Here is an 18,611-nt window from a genome sequence, read left to right on the forward strand (position 1 = left end):
CCTATTTGTTGAAAACCAGCTTGCCGCCCTGGAATCCGGCATATCCTGCAGCCCCCACCATTATGAAATTAAGAAGCGCAAAGAAAAAACGGCCGGAGGCGCCAGGCATGAGAATGTCAGGCTGGAACAGTCTCCAGACCACTACAATGAAAGCGATGGCCGCTACGATCAGGCCGCACACTATTTTCGAATTAAACACCGACGTGCTGGCCCCGTTGTACACCCTCTGCCAATCCACATACCCGGTGAAAAGCACCCAGGGCATGGCCAGAAGCACGGCGACCATGTTGTAAAAATAGGCCTGACCCAGGGATTGGGAGTGGAACAGCATGGACAGCACCATGAAAATTACGGCGATGGGAACCAGACCGTTGGGAATATGCACGGCAATGGGGTGAGCGTGGTGCCGGGTCAGCAGGGACAGCCATGCATCGTATTTTTCAATAAAGGACAAAGGCTCGGGCTCCGGAGTCGAGGCGCCGCCCGCGGGCTCCTCCACCTTATAGGTTTCCTTAGCCTCTTCCGCCGGCTTGTCTTCCGCTGCGGGAGCGGCTTTTTTCTTCCTGGAAGGGATTTCGTCTCCGTCCTTGAATTCCACGAACTTGCTCTTGTCCGCGCCGCAAACCGGGCAGATTTCAGGCGGCTCAGGGCCTTCATGGATATAATTGCAAACCGTGCAGCGCCATTTTTTAACCGGCGCCTCTTCCGCAGGAGCCTCCAGGGCGGCTTCCTCCGCCTTGGGAGCTTCCTCCTCCGGGGCGGGTTCTATAGAGGCCTCTTCTTCCTTAGCCTCTTCGACGGCCGCTTCTTCAGCCGCAGGTTCTTCCACCATAGCTTCTTCAGGTTCAGCTTCTTCATCGGGTTCAGCCTCAGCAGGCGCTTCCTCTGCTTCTTGAACGGGAGCTTCTTCAGCCGGGGCATCCTCTTCGATCACTTCCTCAAATTGGCTGGCGTCTGCGCCGCAAACCGGGCATTTCTCAGGCGGTTCATCGCCTTCATGGATGTATCCGCAAACCAGGCATTTCCACTTTTTCATTCAGGTCCTCCACGGGTTGTTAACGTATTTTTTTGTTTAATTACCTATTTGAAAGAGCTTGCTTGGCGGCTTCAAACTCCGCAACAAGCCTCTTGACCAATTCCGCCACGGGAACCACGTCCTTGACCATCCCCGAAGACTGACCGGCCTGAAACGCGCCTTCGGCCAAATCCCCGTCCACGGCTGCGGCCCGGTTTCTGTTAAATTCGTTTCCGATAACCTTAAGCAGGCCCTCCTTGTCGGCGCCCTGCTTTTCCGCGTCTTCGATCCGTTGGGCGAAATCATTGCGGATCACCCGCAAAAGCGAGAGCTTGCGCCCGATAATGCATGTGCCGGTGTCAGGCGTGTCCACGATGAGATCTTTATATTTGGCGTGGGCGTTGCACTCGGCGGTGGCGATGAAGCGGGTGCCCAGTTGGGCGCCGTCCGCGCCCAATGCCATGACCGCGGCGATTCCCCTGCCGTCGGCTATGCCGCCCGCGGCGACCACGGGTATGTTGACGGCGTCGGCCACCTGGGGAGTGAGGGCCAGGGTGGTGGTTTCGTAAGGGCTGTTATGGCCTCCCGCCTCGTAGCCTTCGCATACGATGGCGTCCACCCCCGTCTCCTGGGCCTTGACGGCGCCGCGCACCGAAGGAACCACATGAATGAGCAAGGTGTCGTCCCGCTTCAGGACGGGTACGATCTTTGCCGGGTTGCCGGCCGAGGTGATGAGAATTTTCACGCCCATGTCCAGGGCGATTTGACCGATTTCCACGGCGTCGGGCCGCAGCATGGGAATGTTCACGGCAAAGGGCTTATCCGTGTTTTCCTGCATTTGGGTTATGTTTTCCTTAACCTCATCCAAAGACATGGACCCGCTGCCCAAAGTCCCAAGGATGCCCGCGTTGGAACAGGCCGCCGCCAATTGCCAGTGGGAAACCCAAACCATGCCGCCCTGAATTATTGGATATTCAATTCCCAGGAGTTCGCCAAGACGTCCCCGTTGCATTGCATTCTCCTTTTGTCATGCGTAAGTGATAGAGCGGATCGGCTGCTCCAAAATTGATGAAGCGCCGCCGAACAAGCCGGTATGTATATATCATGCGGAATCATTATACAGAGGACGGGGGGACATGTCCACCTCAGCGAAAAAACAGGGCAAAGTCTTGGGGATGACCAGCTTTCCCCTGAAAAAGCGAGAACGCCTCTAAATGGCCGCGGATCGGGGCTTTCAGAGGCCTTTCGGATGTCGCCTATACCTTATGAAACTGAAATATCCTTATGGTTGATCGGGTAGTCTCGAATCTTTATTTGCGGCAAATACTGGATTTATGCTATTTTTTATCAGTATTTGCCTGACTGGCGTTAATTATTGCTTTCGGCCCCGGCCCGGATTCCCATGCCGTCATGGTAAAGTCGCCGCTCGAGCAGAGCCTGCGCATTAGTTCACAAGCAAACCGCCCTACAAAGAAGGAAAGTCACACAATGCTTAGATCCATGGTCCCCTCCGAACGCTCCCTGAAGCCCGCCCTTTTTGCGGCGATAGTCATGACTGTCCTGCTTATGAGTTGTCTGGCGTGCACTTCCAGTCTGCCGCGTCTCGCCAAGGAAACCCGAACCAGCGCCCCGCACCGAAACACGCCTTCCCCTGTTTGGGGCATTGCAGCGGGGGGAGGATATCACTCCCTGGTTGCTAAAAGCGACGGAACCGTATGGGCCTGGGGCGCCAATCCCTCGGGCCAGCTTGGGATCGGAACGAACAAGGCCTCTCACTCACCCGTCCAGGTGATGCATAAATCCGGCGCTCCTTTAAACGGCGTTGTAAAGGTTGCGGCGGGAGAGCGTCACTCATTGGCCCTGACATCCCAAGGAGAGGTATGGACCTGGGGCGACAACTCCAGGGGCCAACTGGGGGACGGTTTTTTTTACGAACGCCGGTCCCCCGTCAAGGTAAGGCATATAAGGACCAATCCGCTCATCAATGTCCTGGATGCAGCATGCGGAGGAAAGCATTCCCTGGCGGTTACTTCCGATGGAACTGTTTGGGCTTGGGGCGCCAATAATGACGGCCAGATTGGAGACGGAACCCTGAAAAACAGGCAAAACCCAAGACAAGTGATGAGATTCGGAAAGCCCTTGGACGGCGTTAAGGCCGTTGCAGCGGGTTTCGCCCACTCCCTGGCCTTGGGCGTGGACGGAACCGTGTGGGCGTGGGGAGACAACGAATTCGGCCAGTTGGGGGACTGCAGCGATTATGATCGCAAGGCCCCCGTGCAGGTAATGCAATCCGTTGACAAGCCCCTGGATAATGTCGTCGCCATTGCAGCCGGGCGCGCCTTTTCTCTGGCTCTGACCAGGGATGGAGAAGTGTGGGCGTGGGGAAATAATGACGTGGGGCAACTGGGCATGGGGCCGAACAATAGTTTTATACGAGATCCATTGCCGGTCAGGGCGGCCAACGGCGTCCCGTTAAAAGGAGTCAGGGCCGTTACGGCAAACGGCCGCCACTCCCTGGCCCTTATGAACGACGGCTCCGTCCTCGCCTGGGGAGCCGGCGATCGCGGACAACTTGGACAAGGCGCCCAAAATCATGAAGACCATCCGGCCCTGGCATCCCTCCACAGCGTGATCTGCCTGGCTGCGGGGCGTTGCCACTCCCTGGCGGTGACCGAAAACGGCGCGGTCCTGGCCTGGGGCGACAACCAAGAGGGCCAATTGGGCATTGGGAAGGCCGATAAGAATCTTCACGCACTCCCGGAAAAAACCTTGCTCTCGGGGAGCCCGTTTATCAGCCGCTAACCTACGGCTGCAAGGTATGACGAAAAGACCTCAAGAACTTTGGGAAAATCCCTGCGGCCTATCCCCATGCGTACGTGATGGTCGCCGAATCGGAACATGGTTGACGGAACCAGCATGACGCCGGTGTCCCTGACCAGGTTCTCGCAAAAAGCCTGGGCGCTGTCCGTAAAAGTCAGCCGGGGAAAGCACATGGAGCCTCCCTTGGGAGGAACGCACCGGATGCGGGCTTCATGCTCCTTCAAGAACATCTCCAGGATTTCCAGGTTTTCCCGGATCAGCCTTGTTTGCCGGTCAAGGATGGCCTCCCTGTTCTCCAGGGCGATGATTCCCAGAATCTCGCTGGGCGCGCTGTGGCAGATGGTGGTGTAATCCTTGAGCCGGCTCATCCCTTCCAGCAAATCCATGTCTTGCGTCGCCAGCCAGCCTAAACGCAGCCCTGGCAGGCCGAATGCTTTGGAAAGCCCGCCAAGGGTAACGGCCCGGGGATAATCCCCGCACGCCGGGTTGGGGGGATGGGCCTGGTCATGATATAAAAACCGGTACATCTCGTCCGAAAGCAAATAGGTTCCCCGGGCATCCAACAGGGCGTACAGGGCATCCAGAAAATCCCGGCTGGCCGCGGCGCCCGTGGGGTTGTGGGGAAAGTTGATCACCACCAGCCGGGTTTCCGGCCGGAGCAATTTTTCCAAATCCGCCAAATCCGGCGCCCAGTCTTTTTGTTCGTCCAGAACCCAATCCGAAACCTCGCAGCCAATGGCTCGGGCCACCTCATGCAGGGACTGATAAGCCGGGCTGATGCACACCACATGGTCGCCCGCCTCAAGCAGGGTGTTCATGAACAAAAAGACGCCCTCCTCCGGCGCGGCGACCAGAGTGTTATCAGCCGCCAGGCCCGGGTAAAGGTCGGCAATAGCCCGCCTTAAAGCAGGATGCCCCATGGTTTCGGTATACCCAAGCTCCAGCCCGTCCCAAAGAGGCCGGGCGGCCTCCGAGGCCATGGCGGCCAGTTCGTGCATGGGCATGGTCTGGCAGTCGGAACAGGATAAAAGGTATTTTGTTGAAAACTCGTACTGGGCGAAATAGCGTTCCAGGGCAAAAACCGGGATCTTCATGACAGTCCTTTCCGGGGTATTCCTATCCCATGGAAATCAAGGCCAAGGCGGCCAAAGTCGTAGCCATGCCCACCCATTGGCCGCCGGACATGCGTTCCTTTAATATGCGCCAGGCCAATAACACCGTGGACGCAGGATACAAGGACGCCAGGACGGAGGCAAGGTCCAGCCTGCCGGTCTGGGACGCCAGGATGAACAAGCCGTTGCCTGCCACATCCAATATGCCCGCCCACAAAATCCACCTCCAGGGCGTATGTCCCAGGGGCTGTCCTCGGAGCTTAAAGCCCAATACCAGGGATAAAACGGTGAGCCCCACAATTTTGGCGGACAGCAAGGGCCAGGCGAACCCGCTGTATCCGGCGTAATGAATCCCCACAAAAAAGCCGCCGAAGCCCATCCCGGCCAGGACAGGCAATAGCATGTCCTCCTGTCTTATCTGCACGGATTGCCTTGTCCAGGAAACCAGGCAGATGGAAACCAAAGCCAGGATGAATCCGGCGATCTGCAACGCTGGGGGAAGCCCGTGCAGGATGATTGCAACCAACACCGGCAGCAAAGCCGTCACCACCGCGGAGACGGGCGCCACCACGGCCATGGGGCTTCTTGCCAGCCCCTTATACAAACAGATGAGGCCCAACGCCCCGGAAAGGCCGGCCAACCCGCCGTATATCAAAGTTGAAAGGCCCGGATATTCCTCGCCGGTGGCGCCCAATAAAGCCAATATGAAAAACAGGCCCACAAACTGGGAAAACAATACCACGGCATAGACGTTTCCCCGTTTGGAAGCCATGCCTCCGCTGAAATCCGCCGCCCCCCAGGTGAGGGCCGAACCCACCCCGTAGGCTATGGCCAATACTTCCGATCCCATGATGCTCCTCCAAAATCGTTCTGAGTATTTCAACCGGTTGCGGGGCTAAAATAGAGCCGGACGTTGCAAAAGTAAAATTAATTGTTTTTAATGATCATAAATTCTGCTAATAATCGGGAGACATAAAGCAGGAGCGTAAAAATGCTGGATTATAAATTGCTGGAGGCTTTGGCCGCGGTGGTTCAGGAAGGCGGTTTTGAAAAAGCGGCGGCCAGGCTGCACATCACCCAGTCTGCGGTATCGCAGCGGGTTAAGCTGCTGGAGGATCAAGCAGGTCAGGTGCTGATGGTGCGGACGACTCCGCCCCGGGCCACGCCCGCGGGGCGGCAGATGATCAAGCATTATCTGCAAGTGAACCGGTTGGAAGAGGATTTGAAGGAGTCGCTGGATCTTTCCGGCCAGGATATATTTACGACTTTAGCTTTGGGCATCAACGGAGACAGCCTGTCCACCTGGTTTTTGCCGGCGGTGCGCGACTTTTTGATCACGGAGCGCCTGCTTCTGGATCTTCGGGGGGACGATCAGGACGAAACTCACAAGATGCTGCGGGACGGCGAGGTTATCGGGTGCATCAGCGTGCAGGATCGCCCCATGCAAGGATGCCTGATGGAGTATCTGGGCCGGATGGATTATAGGCTGATCGCCTCGCCGGAGTACGCCGCCAAATGGTTTCCTGAAGGAATGAACCTGGAGTCGGCTTCCAAGGCGCCGTTTTTCATATTCAACAGAAAGGATCACCTGCACTATAAGATGTTCCCCCTGGCCTTGGGGGAAGTGCCTAACCCCCTGCCCGCCCATTACCTGCCGTCCTCCGAGCAGTTTGTCTCGTTCATAGAAGCGGGCTTGGGATACGGAATGCTGCCGGACCAGCAAAGCAAGGAGCTTTTGGCAGCCGGCCTGCTGGTTGACCTGGCGCCTTCCCACATTGTGCCGGTGCATTTGTATTGGCATTGCTGGAACTTGTCCTCAGCCCTGCTGGAGCGATTCACCCGGCACCTGGTGCGGGAGGCCAGGAAGATTTTGCAGCAGGAGGAATAGAAACGGATTTTGTTAGGAGATCCAGGGAATCAGGCGGGAAAACGCTGGGTCCCCGCTTGCGGACGATCCTGAAAAACAGATCGCCCTTGCGGGGATGACGGTCCGTAATGGCTGGCGGTAGTTCAAGGGGCGATGGTTGAGCTTCCGGCCGGATCAGAAGAATTCTTTTAAGGCAGGGAGACACGACGCTTATCCAAATGACCCTATATAAAAGTCATGCCCCCCTGTAATCAATTTCCAACACTGTGATTACCGCCCAAAGGGCAAGCCCCGCTTCCAGCCTTGTTTAAAGGCCCAAACGTAAAACGAGGGCGACAGCCTGTGTAATAAATATTGGGGCCAGGCGTGAAGCGGCGTGGGCATGATGCTGATTTTCCGGCGCAAGGCCCGCAGCCCGTCCCGGGCGACGATGTCGGGCGAAACCCCTTTGGTCGCATAAAACTTCACGGCTTCCTCCGCCTTGCTGGCGCCTTTGCCGTCCCGCAGGTCGATTTTTCCGTCCCTGACGATGTTTGTGTTGATATACCCCGGGCATATGGCGCTAACAGTGATGTTATGGGCCGCCAGTTCGGACGAAAGGGATTCCGTCAGCCCCACCAGGGCGAACTTGCTGGTGCAATAGGGCGCCATGCCGGGTATGGGCGTGATTCCGGCCAGGCTGGAGGTGATCAGGATTTTTCCGCTTTGGCGTTTGATCATTTCCGGCGTGAAAAAGTGCAGCATGTAAATGACGCCCCACAGGTTGACGCCCAAAACCCACTCCCAGTCCTCCAGGGTTATGCGCTCCAAAGGCGCGCTGTGCCCCACCCCGGCGTTCAGGCACATGACGTCCGGGCAACCGTGCTCTTTAATGAAGCGGTCGGCGAACTTTTTAACCGCTTCCTTGTCGCTGTGATCCACGGCAATGCCCCAGGCGTCCTTGCCCATGCCCCGAATCTCGCCGGCCACCTCATTGGCTCTTTGCTCGTTAACATCCGTGACTGCCACGCTGGCGCCTTGTTTCGCCAGGGCCAGGGCGAGGGAGCGGCCTATGCCGGAGCCCCCGCCCGTTACAATAGCCAAATTCTTATCAAATGCTTTCATTTCCTATTCCATCTTTAAAGATTCCGAGAAAAGCAAGGTGGCCGGACTGGTCACGCACGGATCGGTCAGGGCGTTGATGCAGGCGGGCTTGCCCGACTCCAGGGCGCGCTGGACGGCCGGGATGATCTGGTCGTCCTTGTCCACAAACTCGCCGTATCCGCCCAGGGCCATGGCCACCTGCTCGTAATGGACCACGCCCAGCTCGGAGCCGATAATGCGTTCTCCGCCGTAGCAGATTTCCTGTCCGTGCTTGATCATGCCCCATGCCTGATCGTTGTTTACCACGCACAAAACGGGCAGGTCGTGGCGTTTGAAGGTGTCGAACTCCATGGCGTTGAAGCCGAAAGAGCCGTCGCCGTTAAAAACCACCACCTTTTTGTGAGGAAGCGCGGCCTTGGCGCCCATGGCGAAAGGCAGGCCCGTGCCCAGGCATCCCAGCAATCCGCCGGAAGCGGCCAATACATGGGCGCGTTGGGTCGCCTTAAACGAGGTCAGGCCGAAATAGGCCGTGTCGCCGCCGTCCATGATGTATATGGCGTCGTCCCCGACCGCCTGGCGCACCTGATAAGCCAGGCGTGCGGGGTGGATGGGATCGGACGCCGTGGTTCTGGCGGCTTCTTCCGCTGCGTCCAGGGGCAGATAGGAATCTTTCAACTCGCCAAGCCACTGGGAGCGGTCCTTGTTTTCCACCAGGGGCAAAAGGGCTTTCAGGGTCATTTCCATATCCCCGGCCAGCCCTACGTCGCAGGCGCGGTTTCTACTCAATTCCGAGCTGTCGATATCCGCCCGAATGACGCAAGCCTGGGGGAATCCCTCGCCGAATAAAAGCAGCCAGTTGAATCGGATGCCCAGGGCGATGACCAGATCCGCCTGGGGCATGACGGCCATCAAGCCCATCTGGCCGCCGTCCCACAAGGAAAGAGGATTCAAGTCGCTCACCGCCCCTCTTCCGTTGTTGGTGAGGCCGCAGGGAATGCCCGCCTTTTCCACCAGTTCGGTCAGGAGCTCGGCCGCCTGATCCGTGGCGATTCCCGAGCCTGCCAGGAGCATGGGCTTTTTCGCCTGATTGATCATTTCCGCCGCCTTGGCCACGGCCGCGGGATCGGGGCCGGATTTGTAAACAGCCGCTCCGCTGCCCGCCGGGACGATTTCGTTTTCCGGGGCGCTGACGTTCAAAACGTCCGGCGGCAGTTCCAAAAAGACCGGCCCGGGACGCCCTGAGACGGCATGCCGAATGGCGGCGGAGATATACTCGGGCACGCGCTTCACATCATGGCAGGTTGCCGCCCATTTGACAAAGGGCCTGACCATGGCGGTCTGCTCCATTTCCTGAAGTGCCCCCTTTTGCCAGTCGCGAATCGCCGTAGCGCCGGAAATAAGCACCAACGGCGCGTTTTCCAAGGCTGCGTTCACCAGGCCCGTGAGCGTATTGGTAAAGCCAGGGCCGGCCGTTGCGATGCATATCCCGGGTTTGCCCGTGAAGATGGACCACGCGTGGGCGGCCATGGCTGCGGCCTGCTCATGGCGCACGTCTATCAGCCTGACGCCGTACTCCAAAAATCCATCGTAAATCCGGTCGATATGTCCCCCGGACAATGAAAAAACCGTGTCAATCCCCTCAGTCTCCCTTAGGTGCCTTGCGACCAGATGCCCGCCGTAGATGCCTTGCATGACTGCCTCCTTATTTGGTTCCGGTTTTGGGATGAATCCTCCTGACGAAGGTTCTATGGATGCGTCGGCCCGCATGCTTTATGCAGGCTGCTTTTTATGGCTGATGCAGAAATTCAAGGGGCCGGGAATCGCCCCGCACAGCGGAAAAAAATCAAGGCCGTTTTCCCGTTGCGTTTTGATATTGGGAAAAGCCGGGCGCGTTTGGCGAGTGTTGCGGCCAGCGTTTTTTTGATTGAATAATCATTCAATAAATGCAATGTAAAGGGATCGGATAGGCTTGTCAAGGCATTTAAACGGGAAACGGCGAAAATTGCACAAGGATATTTTTAAAGGTGGGCCGAGACAGAAAAAGCAATGAAGAAAGAAGAAAGGCCACGCGCCAGAAGATTGTCCAGGCGACCCTGGACCTGTGCGCAGAGCGGGGGTATCACATGGTTTCCCCAAAGGATATATCCCAGGAAGCCGGGGTTTCCGTAGGCATCCTGTACCATTATTTCAAGAACAAGAAGGAGATCGCCGTTCATCTTATAGAGACCCTGGGCGCCGCTTTGGTGGAGGAAGTGGAAAAAGGCTTTTACCACGCTCCCACCTACAAGGAGAGCGTAAAGCAGGGTTACGGCATGTTGTTTGATTACGTGGAGCAAAACAAAGCCGGCTTCACGGCCATGATTCGGGAAATCGGCAACGAGGAGTTGAAGGAGCATATAGACGGGCTGATCGACAGGTTGGTTCTGGATTCGGCCCGGAGAATCGGCGAGCAGCAGGATCTGGGGATTTTGCGTAAGGACGTGCATGGGGAAATTGCCGCGGCTTTGATTCAGGACATGGCCTTTTCGGCGGTCAGGATGTATTTGGAGGGCCGCTTTTCCTGCAAGGACATTCTGGATGTATTAATCAAGATTCAGGTGCAGGGTTTGGAGGATCGGCAGGCGCTTGGCTAATTGACTCCGGAAGAGCTCAAGGCGTGCGCCGAGGGAGGCTTCAGGGGAAGTCGAATGATGAACCGGGCGCCCTGGCCGGGTTTTGAGTCCACGGACATGGCGCCGCCGTGGTCTTCCGTAATGATGAAGTAGGAGACGGACAGGCCGAGGCCGGTGCCTGCGCCCACGTTTTTTGTGGTGAAGAAGGGTTCAAAAACCCTTTTTCTTGTTTTTTCATTCATGCCGGGGCCGTTGTCCTCCACTTCAATGCGGACCATGCGGCTTTGCTGGGCCGTCCTCAGCGTGATCGCGGGGGCGGCGTTGCTTGGGTCTTCAGCCATGGCGTAGGCGGCGTTGCGCAACAGGTTTAGAACAACCTGCTGAATTTTGCTGGCCTGGCACCAGGCTTCGGGATTGGACGAATCGTACTCCCTGACAATTTTAATCCGCTTGAAGTCGAATTTCTTTTTCAGGTCGTAATCGCTGGAAGCCAGTTCCACGGTCTTTTCCAGGATTTCGTTAATGGGCTGCACGGCCCCGTCCGCTTCGCTTTTTCTGCTGAAGCTAAGCATGTTGGCCACAATCTGGCCCGCCCTCACCCCGGAGCTATGGATGGAATCGATCATCCGCACCAGATTGCGTTTTTCCATATAACTGCGGATAACGTCCATGGTGACGCCGCATTCTTCCGCCGCCTGCTGGTTTTTCGGCGTTAGTTCAATGGTTCTGTTTTTCAGGACCTGGGCGTTTTGAATAATGCCGGCTAAAGGGTTGTTGATTTCATGCGCCATGCCGGCGGCAAGGCCTCCCACGGAAAGCATTTTTTCGGACTGAATCATCATCTCTTCGATGCGGACGCGATCGGTTACATCGTCTACGCGGATGACCGCGCCCTGGATTCCGTTTGCTACAAGCGGAAAAACCGTCACATCGGAATAGCGCACCTCGCCCTCCACCTGGCCGGTGGGTATACGGGCTTCCGTTTTAGGGGCTCTTTGGGCTATGGCCTGCCGAACCTTGCCCATTTCACGGGCCAATTGGGGGAACACATCCATGAGAAGCCGGTTTTGGGCCTGCTCTGCGCTGATGCCGGTGACCCTTTCGGCCTCCATGTTCCATTGGGTGACCTTTCCCTCCAGATCCACTCCAACAAGCACGGAAGGCATGGAGTTTACAATATTGGCCAGGAGGTTCCGCAAACGCCTGACTTCTTCCTGCGCTTTCTCCTGCTCCCGCATGTCGCTCAGCATCAGCAGCAAATGGGGCTTTTCCTCCATGACAAAGGGAACCAACTGGGCGTCCATTATAAACTTTTTTCCGAAAGTGGAGACGCCGATCATGGTGTGGCGCATAGGAATTCTATCCTTCACCACTTTTAAAGCCACCTGGTACAGGCCGGTCTCTTTCCAGGACGCGATTTTGTGGTAATTCAAAGACAGCACTTGCTCCAGAGAGGCGCCCACCAGATCGGCCGCGGCCTGATTGGCGGTAATGCACTGTCCGCCGGGGTCGTACAAAAGGATTCCAACAGGAGATTCATAGACAATTTTCTCATTAAAAGCCAAGGCGTTGGCCAGCTTCCTTTCATTAGCCTTTTGCTCGGTCAAATCAATGATAATGCCGCGAAACCCGGCGGGAGCCCCGTTTTTGATGACACGGGAGGAATGGATCATGATAGGCGCCCGGTCCCCGTTTTTCTTTATGGCCGCGTACTCCTGCCCGCCGATATACTCCCCGGACAAAACTCTTTGTATATTTGCTGCGGCCCGCTCTCTGTCTTCCGGCGCCAAAAAGTTCAAGGCTTGAACTCCGGAATTGGCCTCCTCCTGGGCGTACCCCAAAACCTGGCTGACATTTTTATTGATGAAGGTCAGTGTGCCGTCCAAGTCAGCCTCAAAAACAATTTGCGGCAGGGAGTCGGCAAGGTCGCGGAATCGCTCCTCACTGGAGCGCAAAGCCCGCTCCGTTTTCCGTTGTTGTTCAATCTGCTGCTGCAGGTTTCTGATCAAGGCCCTCAACTGACTGGTCATGCTGTTGAACGCGTTGGCCAGAACGCTGATTTCATCATCGCCCTCAATGGCGACGACAGAGTCCAGGTCGCCATTGGAAATGGCATTGGCGTTGGCGCTCAACTTGTTGATGGCCCGTATGGGGCGCTTCATGGCCAAAAATATCAGGACGATGTTCGCCAGGACGCCCACAAGAATCAATCCGGCCAGATAGTATTCCATGAGCCGAAGTGGAGCAAAAGCCTCTTTGGCGGGCAGTTCCACGACAACCGCCCATTTCGTCCCCGGAATGGACGTGTATTCCCCGACCACTCTCTCTCCGTCCAGTCCGTGGTAAACGGGCTCCGGGCCTTGCGTATATTGGAGGAGTCCCAAATAGTTGGCCACGGGAGGAAAAGAACTGAGGTCCCGTCCGTGCTGCTCCAGTATTCGAGCCGGGTTCTGGTGAGCCACCAGGCGCCCCTTGGAGTTTACAATATAGGCGTATCCTGTCCCGCCAATCTCAACCTGGGAAATCTCCTGCCAAAGCCGGGCGGCGTTCAAATCCCCCAGCAAAATGTTCTTCACTTTCCCATTGATGGATTTAAGGGGGATGGCTATGGGAATGGACAAACGGCCGCTGCCTTTGGATTCGTGAAAGGAACCGATATACGCATCTCCGGTTTTCACCGCCCCGAACATCTCCGTTCTGGAAAGATCGCCCAGTTCATCATGCAAGTAGGTGTAGGTCTTGGAGACCTTGACGATTTCCAGCCCCTCGCTGTCCAGGAGCGTCAGCTCGTTAAAGGCCCCGGGCCGGTTTATCAGGATGTATTCCAGGGCGCGTTTTTGCTGTTGACGATCTATTTCACGGAGGGAAACCAGATCCGCATAAAAAAACAAATTGGAGACGGCATCCTCCACGTGCTCGGAAATCAGCCTGGCAACCTCTTTGGCATTGCGCATCTGCAATTCCCGGATAAGGCGCTTCTGGTTGTCCTGGGCTATATAAACCAGCCCCGCTCCCATGGCTACCATGGTTATCGCCATGGCCAGAGAGAGCGCCCATCCCAGTTTGGTCCCGAGCCGTTTATGCCAGGGGATGGTCCGGGATGTTGTTTGGCTTTGGAATGTCACCAAGAGGCTCCCCTTCTCCTTTTCAATTAGCGCCTTCTTTGGGGCGCCCGCCCCCGTCCGCCCCTGAAAAAGCCGTCCAGTCTATCACCTCGGCCTGGGCAAAATTCTCCGGCCATACAGGAATGCGCCGCCCCTGGATTATTTGCAGGATAAGCAAATTGTAGTAGATGTTTTGACCGGTCGAATCAAAGGATAGGCGAGGGGCCGGAAGGATCATGTTTTCGCCGAAGGGCATGTCCGTTTCGGATAGGGCCTTTCTTAAGCGTTTTTTATTAAGGGACCCGGCCCGTTCCAAGGCGTCTTGGAGAACAAAAATGCACTGATAAGCCAAAATGCCGTCTCCCGTCAGGTCCCTGTGATAACGTTCGGAAAAGGCCTCATAAATGTTTCGGCCTTCAGGCAGAAACTCGGAGTGCTCCGTCAATGTGAAAAAGCCGTTCGCGTCCGGTCCAAGAGCTTTTATGAATTGATTGGAAACCATGCCGCCCGCAGCGCCTATCACTGGAATGTCCGCCCCTGCCTGCCTTAGGGCTTTAGCGATAAGAATACTGTCGTCAATGTAGGCTGCCGTCAAAATCGCATCCGGTTTCGCCGCAAGAACCTTTGCAACAATGGGGGTCATGTCCTTGACTGAATCATAACGATAGCTTTCCTCCGCCGCCAGAATCACGCCGGCGTTTTGCAAGGCCCGCTTTTGGGCCAGAGCCGACGAGGTGCCGTAGGCGGAATTTTCATGAATTAAAGCCGCCCTACGAACAGAATAGCCAATGAGCCTGTTCAGGTCCAGCAGAAAACGGACCTGATCCCTTCCGTAGTATCGGGCTTTGGGGCTTATGCGGAAAGTATACAAAAACCCCCTTTCGGTCAGGCTGTCGGCAATGCCCGAACTCAGCAATACAGGCGTTTCCAATCTTTCGGCCGCCTCCGTAACCCTCTGGCCCACATTGCTGTGGTACACTCCGATGACGGCGCACACGCCCTCCTGGGTTATGAGCCTCTCCGCCTCCCTGGCGCCGATCCGGGGGTCGCTCCGGGTGTCTCCGTACACCAGTTCCAGAGTGCATCCTCCCAAGGATTGCACGCCTCCGGCTGCATTTATCTTTTCCGCCGCATAGGCGGCCGCATCGCGGCATACGATCCCTGTCTCGGCGGAGGGGCCGGTAAGGGGAAAAAGAACTCCCACCCGCGCCCTTGCAGGAAGCGGGGATTGGAGGTCACGAAAAAGCAATGCCGACATACATGCCGCGAAAACCCCGACAACCAGAATCCATGCTAAATGCCATTTCGCCTTTTGCCTGAATTGCATAATAATCAAAACTCCTTTAGTGAACGCCGCCCGGCGTCTCCTCGCTGCTTGTAAAAAAGAGGCTCCTTCCCTTCCACCGTACTCCCAGCAGGGTATATTCCGGCGGCCAGACAGGCGCCGTCTCGCCATCCTGCACCTGTACGACAAAGGAGCCCGAGTGGGCGGCCTGCCCGCTGGGTTCAAAAAAGAGCGCCGGGGCTGATAGGATCATGTCAGGTCCGGGGAGCATATAAGTCGCGGCCAGGGCGTCCCGAATTTGCTTCTTGTCGGCTGTTCCGATTCGCTCCAGGGCGTCCTTGATAACCCAAACGCTTTGATAGGCCAATGCGCATTCTCCGGGCAATTCCTTGTGGAATCGGGCCTTAAACTCCTGATTGATCTCCCTGGCGTACGGGGCCAGCTTGGAGTAATCCGTCATGCCGAAATATTTTTCCACGGCAGGCCCCAGTTCCTCGACAAATTGGCGGGAAATCATTGTAGCCCCCATGTTGACAAGGGGGATGTCCATCCCGCTCGCCTCCATGGCCCGGGCGGCCAACAGGCTGTCGTGGTCGTACATGGCCGTCAGGATGGCGTCCGGTTTGGCGTCCAGCGCCTTTTCGACCTCCTGGGTCATATCAACGACCCCGGCGGCGCGGTAGCTCACTTCCCCGGCAATTTCCAGGTCCGTGCTTGTCAGGTGCTTTTTCAGGGCAAAGGCGCATGCAGTGCCATAGGCCGTGTTTTCGTACAGCAGCGCCGTTTTGTGTAAGGAACGGTTTGTCAAGCGGGAAAAATCCAAGAGAAATGACACCATATCGCGGCCGAAATGCTCCGCCTTCGCCATAAGCCTGAAGGTGTATTGGAATCCTCGATCCGTAATGATGTCAGCCATGCCCGAGCTTATAATTATGGGCGCGCCCAGCCTCTCGCAAACCTTGGCCGCCGCCTCGGCCGCGCTGCTTTGATAGGCTCCTATAATGACCAAAACCCCTTCTTCACTAATCAGGCGTTCGGCCTCCCGGGCGGCTATCAGGCTTTGCCCCCGGGTGTCGCCGTAAACCAACTCCAGGGGCTGCCCGCCCATGGACCGGACGCCTCCGCCGGAGTTTATCTTTTCAACGGCCAGGCGAATGGCCTGAAGATTGGAAAGCCCCGCCTCTTCCAGGGAGCCGCTCATGGGAAAAAGCACGCCGATTCGCAAGGGGTTTTCTACAACATTTTTCCGATTGCACGCCAGCGGCTGAAATAAAAGCATGACGACGACGAACGCACAAAATCTTTGGAATCCGGTCATGGGTTCACTCCTTCCGCCTTTTGAGTCAGGCCCTTTGGGTGCAGTATGAATTATGCAAAATGCATGCACAATCAGACTGAGACGCCGCCAGGGAAAGCGCGAGGGCCTTTTCAGGGATTGCGTTTTTGAGGTGGATACGCTGTTGATTTTCCGGCTGTTTTGGGTAATGTTGTTTTGTTTCCAGTCAGAGGGAGACCTTACCACATAACGGAGGTTTATACATGACCGTATACAAAGAGCAAGTGGAACAGGCGGCGGCCTGGATCCGGGAGCGATTCGGCCGCGCCCCGGCTTTTGGATTCATCTTCGGGACGGGCCTTGGGGCCAGCGTGCAAACCCTGAAAGTGGAGACAAGCCTGGACTACGCCGACATTCCGAATTTTCCCGTGTCCACGGTCCAGAGCCATGAGGGGCGCCTTTTATGCGGGACCGCGGGGGACCAGGCCTTTGTCGCCCTCCAGGGGCGTTTCCACTTGTATGAAGGATATTCCGCCAAGCAAATCACCTTTCCCATCCGGGTCATGCAGGAGCTTGGGGTGAAAACCCTGATATTCGCCAGTGCGGTGGGCGGCCTCAATCCGGAATTCACTCCCGGAGACATAATGATTGTGGAGGACCACATCAATCTGTCGGGGGAAAACCCCTTAGTGGGCGAAAATGTCGACTCCTGGGGGGTTCGCTTTCCCGAAATGTTTGAGGCCTATGATAACGGGCTTATCCAAAAAGCGCAAAGCGCTTCGGAAAAGCTGGACATTCCGTTGCGCCGGGGAGTCTACGTGGGTTTGAAGGGCCCCTCTTTGGAAACCCCCGCGGAAATGCGCTTTTTACGCGCCATCGGAGCGGACGCCGTGGGTCTTTCCACCGTCAACGAGGTGATAGCCGCAGTGCACGGAGGCATGAAAGTCCTGGGCTTTGCCATCATCACCAACGTCAATGTGCCCGGCATGCTCACCCCGGCATCCATTGATGAAATCGTAGCCGTGGCGGACGCCGCCTCCCCCCGGGTGGGGGCGATAATCAACCGGGTCCTGCAAAATCTCTAGCAGATGCGAAAAATAAGCCTTTAAGGAAGGATGCCATGAACGCGGATATTCTTATAAAAAATGGAATCGTACTGACCATGGATGAAAATGGCGCCGTTGTGGACAAAGGCGCGGTCGTCGTCAAAGACTCCCTCATCGCCTGGATCGGGCCGGACGACCAGGCCGGCGATATTCAGGCGGAAAAGGTTCTGGATGCGGAAGGCGGAATCATCATGCCGGGCCTCATCAACGCCCATACCCACGCCTCCATGACCTGCTTCAGGGGGCTTGCTGACGACCTGCCTCTCATGACGTGGCTGAACGATCATATTTTTCCCGCGGAAGCCAAGCTGACCGAGGACATGGTTTACAAGGGCGCCATACTGGCCTGCGCCGAAATGATTCTTTCCGGGACCACCAGCTTTTGCGACATGTACCTGTTTGAGGGCGCCGTGGCAAAGGCCGCCCATGACGCGGGAATGCGGGCCGTTGTGGGCGAAGTGCTGTACGACTTCCCCTCCCCCAATTACGGTCCTCTGGAAAACGGATTCGCCTACACCCGGGACTTGTTGGAGGAGTACAAGGGGAACGACCGGGTCCGTATTGCGGTGGAGCCTCATTCCCCTTATCTTTGCGCTCCGGATTTATTAAAGAAAGCCCGGGAAATTGCCGAGGAGTGGAACGCGCCTTTGGTGATTCACGCATCCGAATCGGAAAACGAAGTCGCACAGATTAAGGAAAAGTACGGCTGTACGCCTATTGAGCATCTGGCCAAAATCGGCTTTTTATGCCCCAGGCTTATGGCGGACCATTGCGTGGTTCTGACCGACAACGACATCAGCTTGCTGGCGAAAAATGAGGTGAAGGCGGTGCACAACCCGGAAAGCAATATGAAGCTGGCTTCCGGCATTGCTCCGGTTCCGGCCCTCCTGGAAGCGGGAGTATGCGTTTCCCTGGGTACGGACGGATGCGCCAGCAACAACAATCTGGACATGATGGCGGAAATGGATGCAGCGGCGAAAATCCACAAGGCGGCGGCCTTGGATCCGACGGTCATGGATGCAAAGACGGTTTTGACGATGGCCACCCAAAACGGCGCCTCCGCTTTAGGGCTGGACGGACGGTGTGGAGCCATCGAGCAGGGCAAACTGGCGGATGTCATTATTCTTGACGTCAACCGGCCCCACCTCGTACCCATGTACAATCCCATGTCTCATGTGGTGTATTCGGCGCGGGGAGGCGACGTGCGCCATTCCATCATCCATGGAAAACTGGTTATGGAGGACCGCCGGGTCCTGACCATTGATGTAAAACAAGCCATGGCCCACGTCCGTGAGCTGGCCAAGGCCATCGCCTGATTAGTCCGGAGCCCT

General features: G+C 56.6%; 15 protein-coding genes. 6 read left to right on the top strand and 9 right to left on the bottom strand.

What is annotated here, in order from left to right; genetic code table 11:
* Position 1: 1 nt before the first annotated feature.
* Both BUE18_RS28640 and BUE18_RS15760 read right to left on the bottom strand, forming a co-directional pair.
* Positions 2-1,036, bottom strand: a complete 1,035-nt coding sequence (locus tag BUE18_RS28640; RefSeq protein ID WP_280173703.1) for a rubredoxin-like domain-containing protein — start codon at positions 1,034-1,036, stop codon at positions 2-4.
* 40 nt (positions 1,037-1,076) lie between these two features.
* The gene (locus tag BUE18_RS15760) at positions 1,077-2,027 is read right to left on the bottom strand and encodes an NAD(P)H-dependent flavin oxidoreductase (RefSeq protein ID WP_073477162.1); all 951 of its coding nucleotides are present in this window, start codon (positions 2,025-2,027) and stop codon (positions 1,077-1,079) included.
* A 476-nt stretch (positions 2,028-2,503) separates the two neighbouring features.
* Between BUE18_RS15760 and BUE18_RS15765 the strand changes: the two genes are divergently transcribed.
* The gene (locus BUE18_RS15765) at positions 2,504-3,817 is read left to right on the top strand and encodes an RCC1 domain-containing protein (protein WP_073477163.1); all 1,314 of its coding nucleotides are present in this window, start codon (positions 2,504-2,506) and stop codon (positions 3,815-3,817) included.
* Here the strand turns inward: BUE18_RS15765 and BUE18_RS15770 are convergent.
* Positions 3,814-4,929 carry an aminotransferase class I/II-fold pyridoxal phosphate-dependent enzyme gene (locus BUE18_RS15770; protein WP_073477164.1) on the bottom strand — a complete coding sequence of 372 codons (1,116 nt, stop codon included), beginning with the start codon at positions 4,927-4,929 and terminating at the stop codon, positions 3,814-3,816. The two genes, BUE18_RS15765 and BUE18_RS15770, sit on opposite strands and share 4 nt — an antisense overlap.
* Positions 4,930-4,951: 22 nt before the next feature.
* Positions 4,952-5,797, bottom strand: coding sequence for a DMT family transporter (locus BUE18_RS15775; RefSeq protein WP_073477165.1), 846 nt, complete (start codon positions 5,795-5,797; stop codon positions 4,952-4,954).
* Between the two features lie 141 nt (positions 5,798-5,938).
* Between BUE18_RS15775 and BUE18_RS15780 the strand changes: the two genes are divergently transcribed.
* On the top strand, positions 5,939-6,835 hold the full coding sequence (locus tag BUE18_RS15780) for a LysR family transcriptional regulator ArgP (protein WP_073477166.1): 897 nt from the start codon (positions 5,939-5,941) through the stop codon (positions 6,833-6,835).
* Positions 6,836-7,084: 249 nt separating this feature from the next.
* Here the strand turns inward: BUE18_RS15780 and BUE18_RS15785 are convergent, their stop codons facing one another.
* Complete coding sequence (locus tag BUE18_RS15785; RefSeq protein WP_073477167.1) at positions 7,085-7,918, bottom strand: SDR family NAD(P)-dependent oxidoreductase; 834 nt, start codon at positions 7,916-7,918, stop codon at positions 7,085-7,087.
* A 3-nt stretch (positions 7,919-7,921) separates the two neighbouring features.
* Positions 7,922-9,589 (bottom strand): thiamine pyrophosphate-binding protein, encoded by a 1,668-nt coding sequence (locus BUE18_RS15790; RefSeq protein ID WP_073477168.1) that lies wholly within the window; start codon positions 9,587-9,589, stop codon positions 7,922-7,924.
* Between the two features lie 96 nt (positions 9,590-9,685).
* On the opposite strand from BUE18_RS15790, the gene BUE18_RS27980 reads away from it, so the two are divergent.
* Both BUE18_RS27980 and BUE18_RS15795 read left to right on the top strand, forming a co-directional pair.
* On the top strand, positions 9,686-9,829 hold the full coding sequence (locus tag BUE18_RS27980) for a hypothetical protein (protein WP_170868381.1): 144 nt from the start codon (positions 9,686-9,688) through the stop codon (positions 9,827-9,829).
* Between the two features lie 92 nt (positions 9,830-9,921).
* Positions 9,922-10,530, top strand: a complete 609-nt coding sequence (locus BUE18_RS15795; RefSeq protein ID WP_073477169.1) for a TetR/AcrR family transcriptional regulator — start codon at positions 9,922-9,924, stop codon at positions 10,528-10,530.
* Here BUE18_RS15795 and BUE18_RS15800 read toward each other — a convergent pair.
* From BUE18_RS15800 to BUE18_RS15810, 3 genes are all read right to left on the bottom strand, one after another.
* Positions 10,527-13,634 (bottom strand): PAS domain S-box protein, encoded by a 3,108-nt coding sequence (locus BUE18_RS15800; protein WP_244549333.1) that lies wholly within the window; start codon positions 13,632-13,634, stop codon positions 10,527-10,529. The genes BUE18_RS15795 and BUE18_RS15800 overlap by 4 nt on opposite strands.
* Before the next feature lie 22 nt (positions 13,635-13,656).
* Positions 13,657-14,817 carry an ABC transporter substrate-binding protein gene (locus BUE18_RS15805; RefSeq protein ID WP_170868382.1) on the bottom strand — a complete coding sequence of 387 codons (1,161 nt, stop codon included), beginning with the start codon at positions 14,815-14,817 and terminating at the stop codon, positions 13,657-13,659.
* A 139-nt stretch (positions 14,818-14,956) separates the two neighbouring features.
* Complete coding sequence (locus BUE18_RS15810; RefSeq protein ID WP_073477172.1) at positions 14,957-16,216, bottom strand: ABC transporter substrate-binding protein; 1,260 nt, start codon at positions 16,214-16,216, stop codon at positions 14,957-14,959.
* A 221-nt stretch (positions 16,217-16,437) separates the two neighbouring features.
* On the opposite strand from BUE18_RS15810, the gene BUE18_RS15815 reads away from it, so the two are divergent.
* A complete protein-coding gene (locus BUE18_RS15815; RefSeq protein ID WP_073477173.1) occupies positions 16,438-17,259 on the top strand; it encodes a purine-nucleoside phosphorylase in 822 nt (273 codons plus the stop codon).
* Between the two features lie 35 nt (positions 17,260-17,294).
* Positions 17,295-18,596 carry an amidohydrolase gene (locus BUE18_RS15820; protein WP_073477174.1) on the top strand — a complete coding sequence of 434 codons (1,302 nt, stop codon included), beginning with the start codon at positions 17,295-17,297 and terminating at the stop codon, positions 18,594-18,596.
* Positions 18,597-18,611: the final 15 nt, after the last annotated feature.

Source organism: Desulfatibacillum alkenivorans DSM 16219, from assembly GCF_900142135.1.
Lineage (GTDB): Bacteria > Desulfobacterota > Desulfobacteria > Desulfobacterales > Desulfatibacillaceae > Desulfatibacillum > Desulfatibacillum alkenivorans.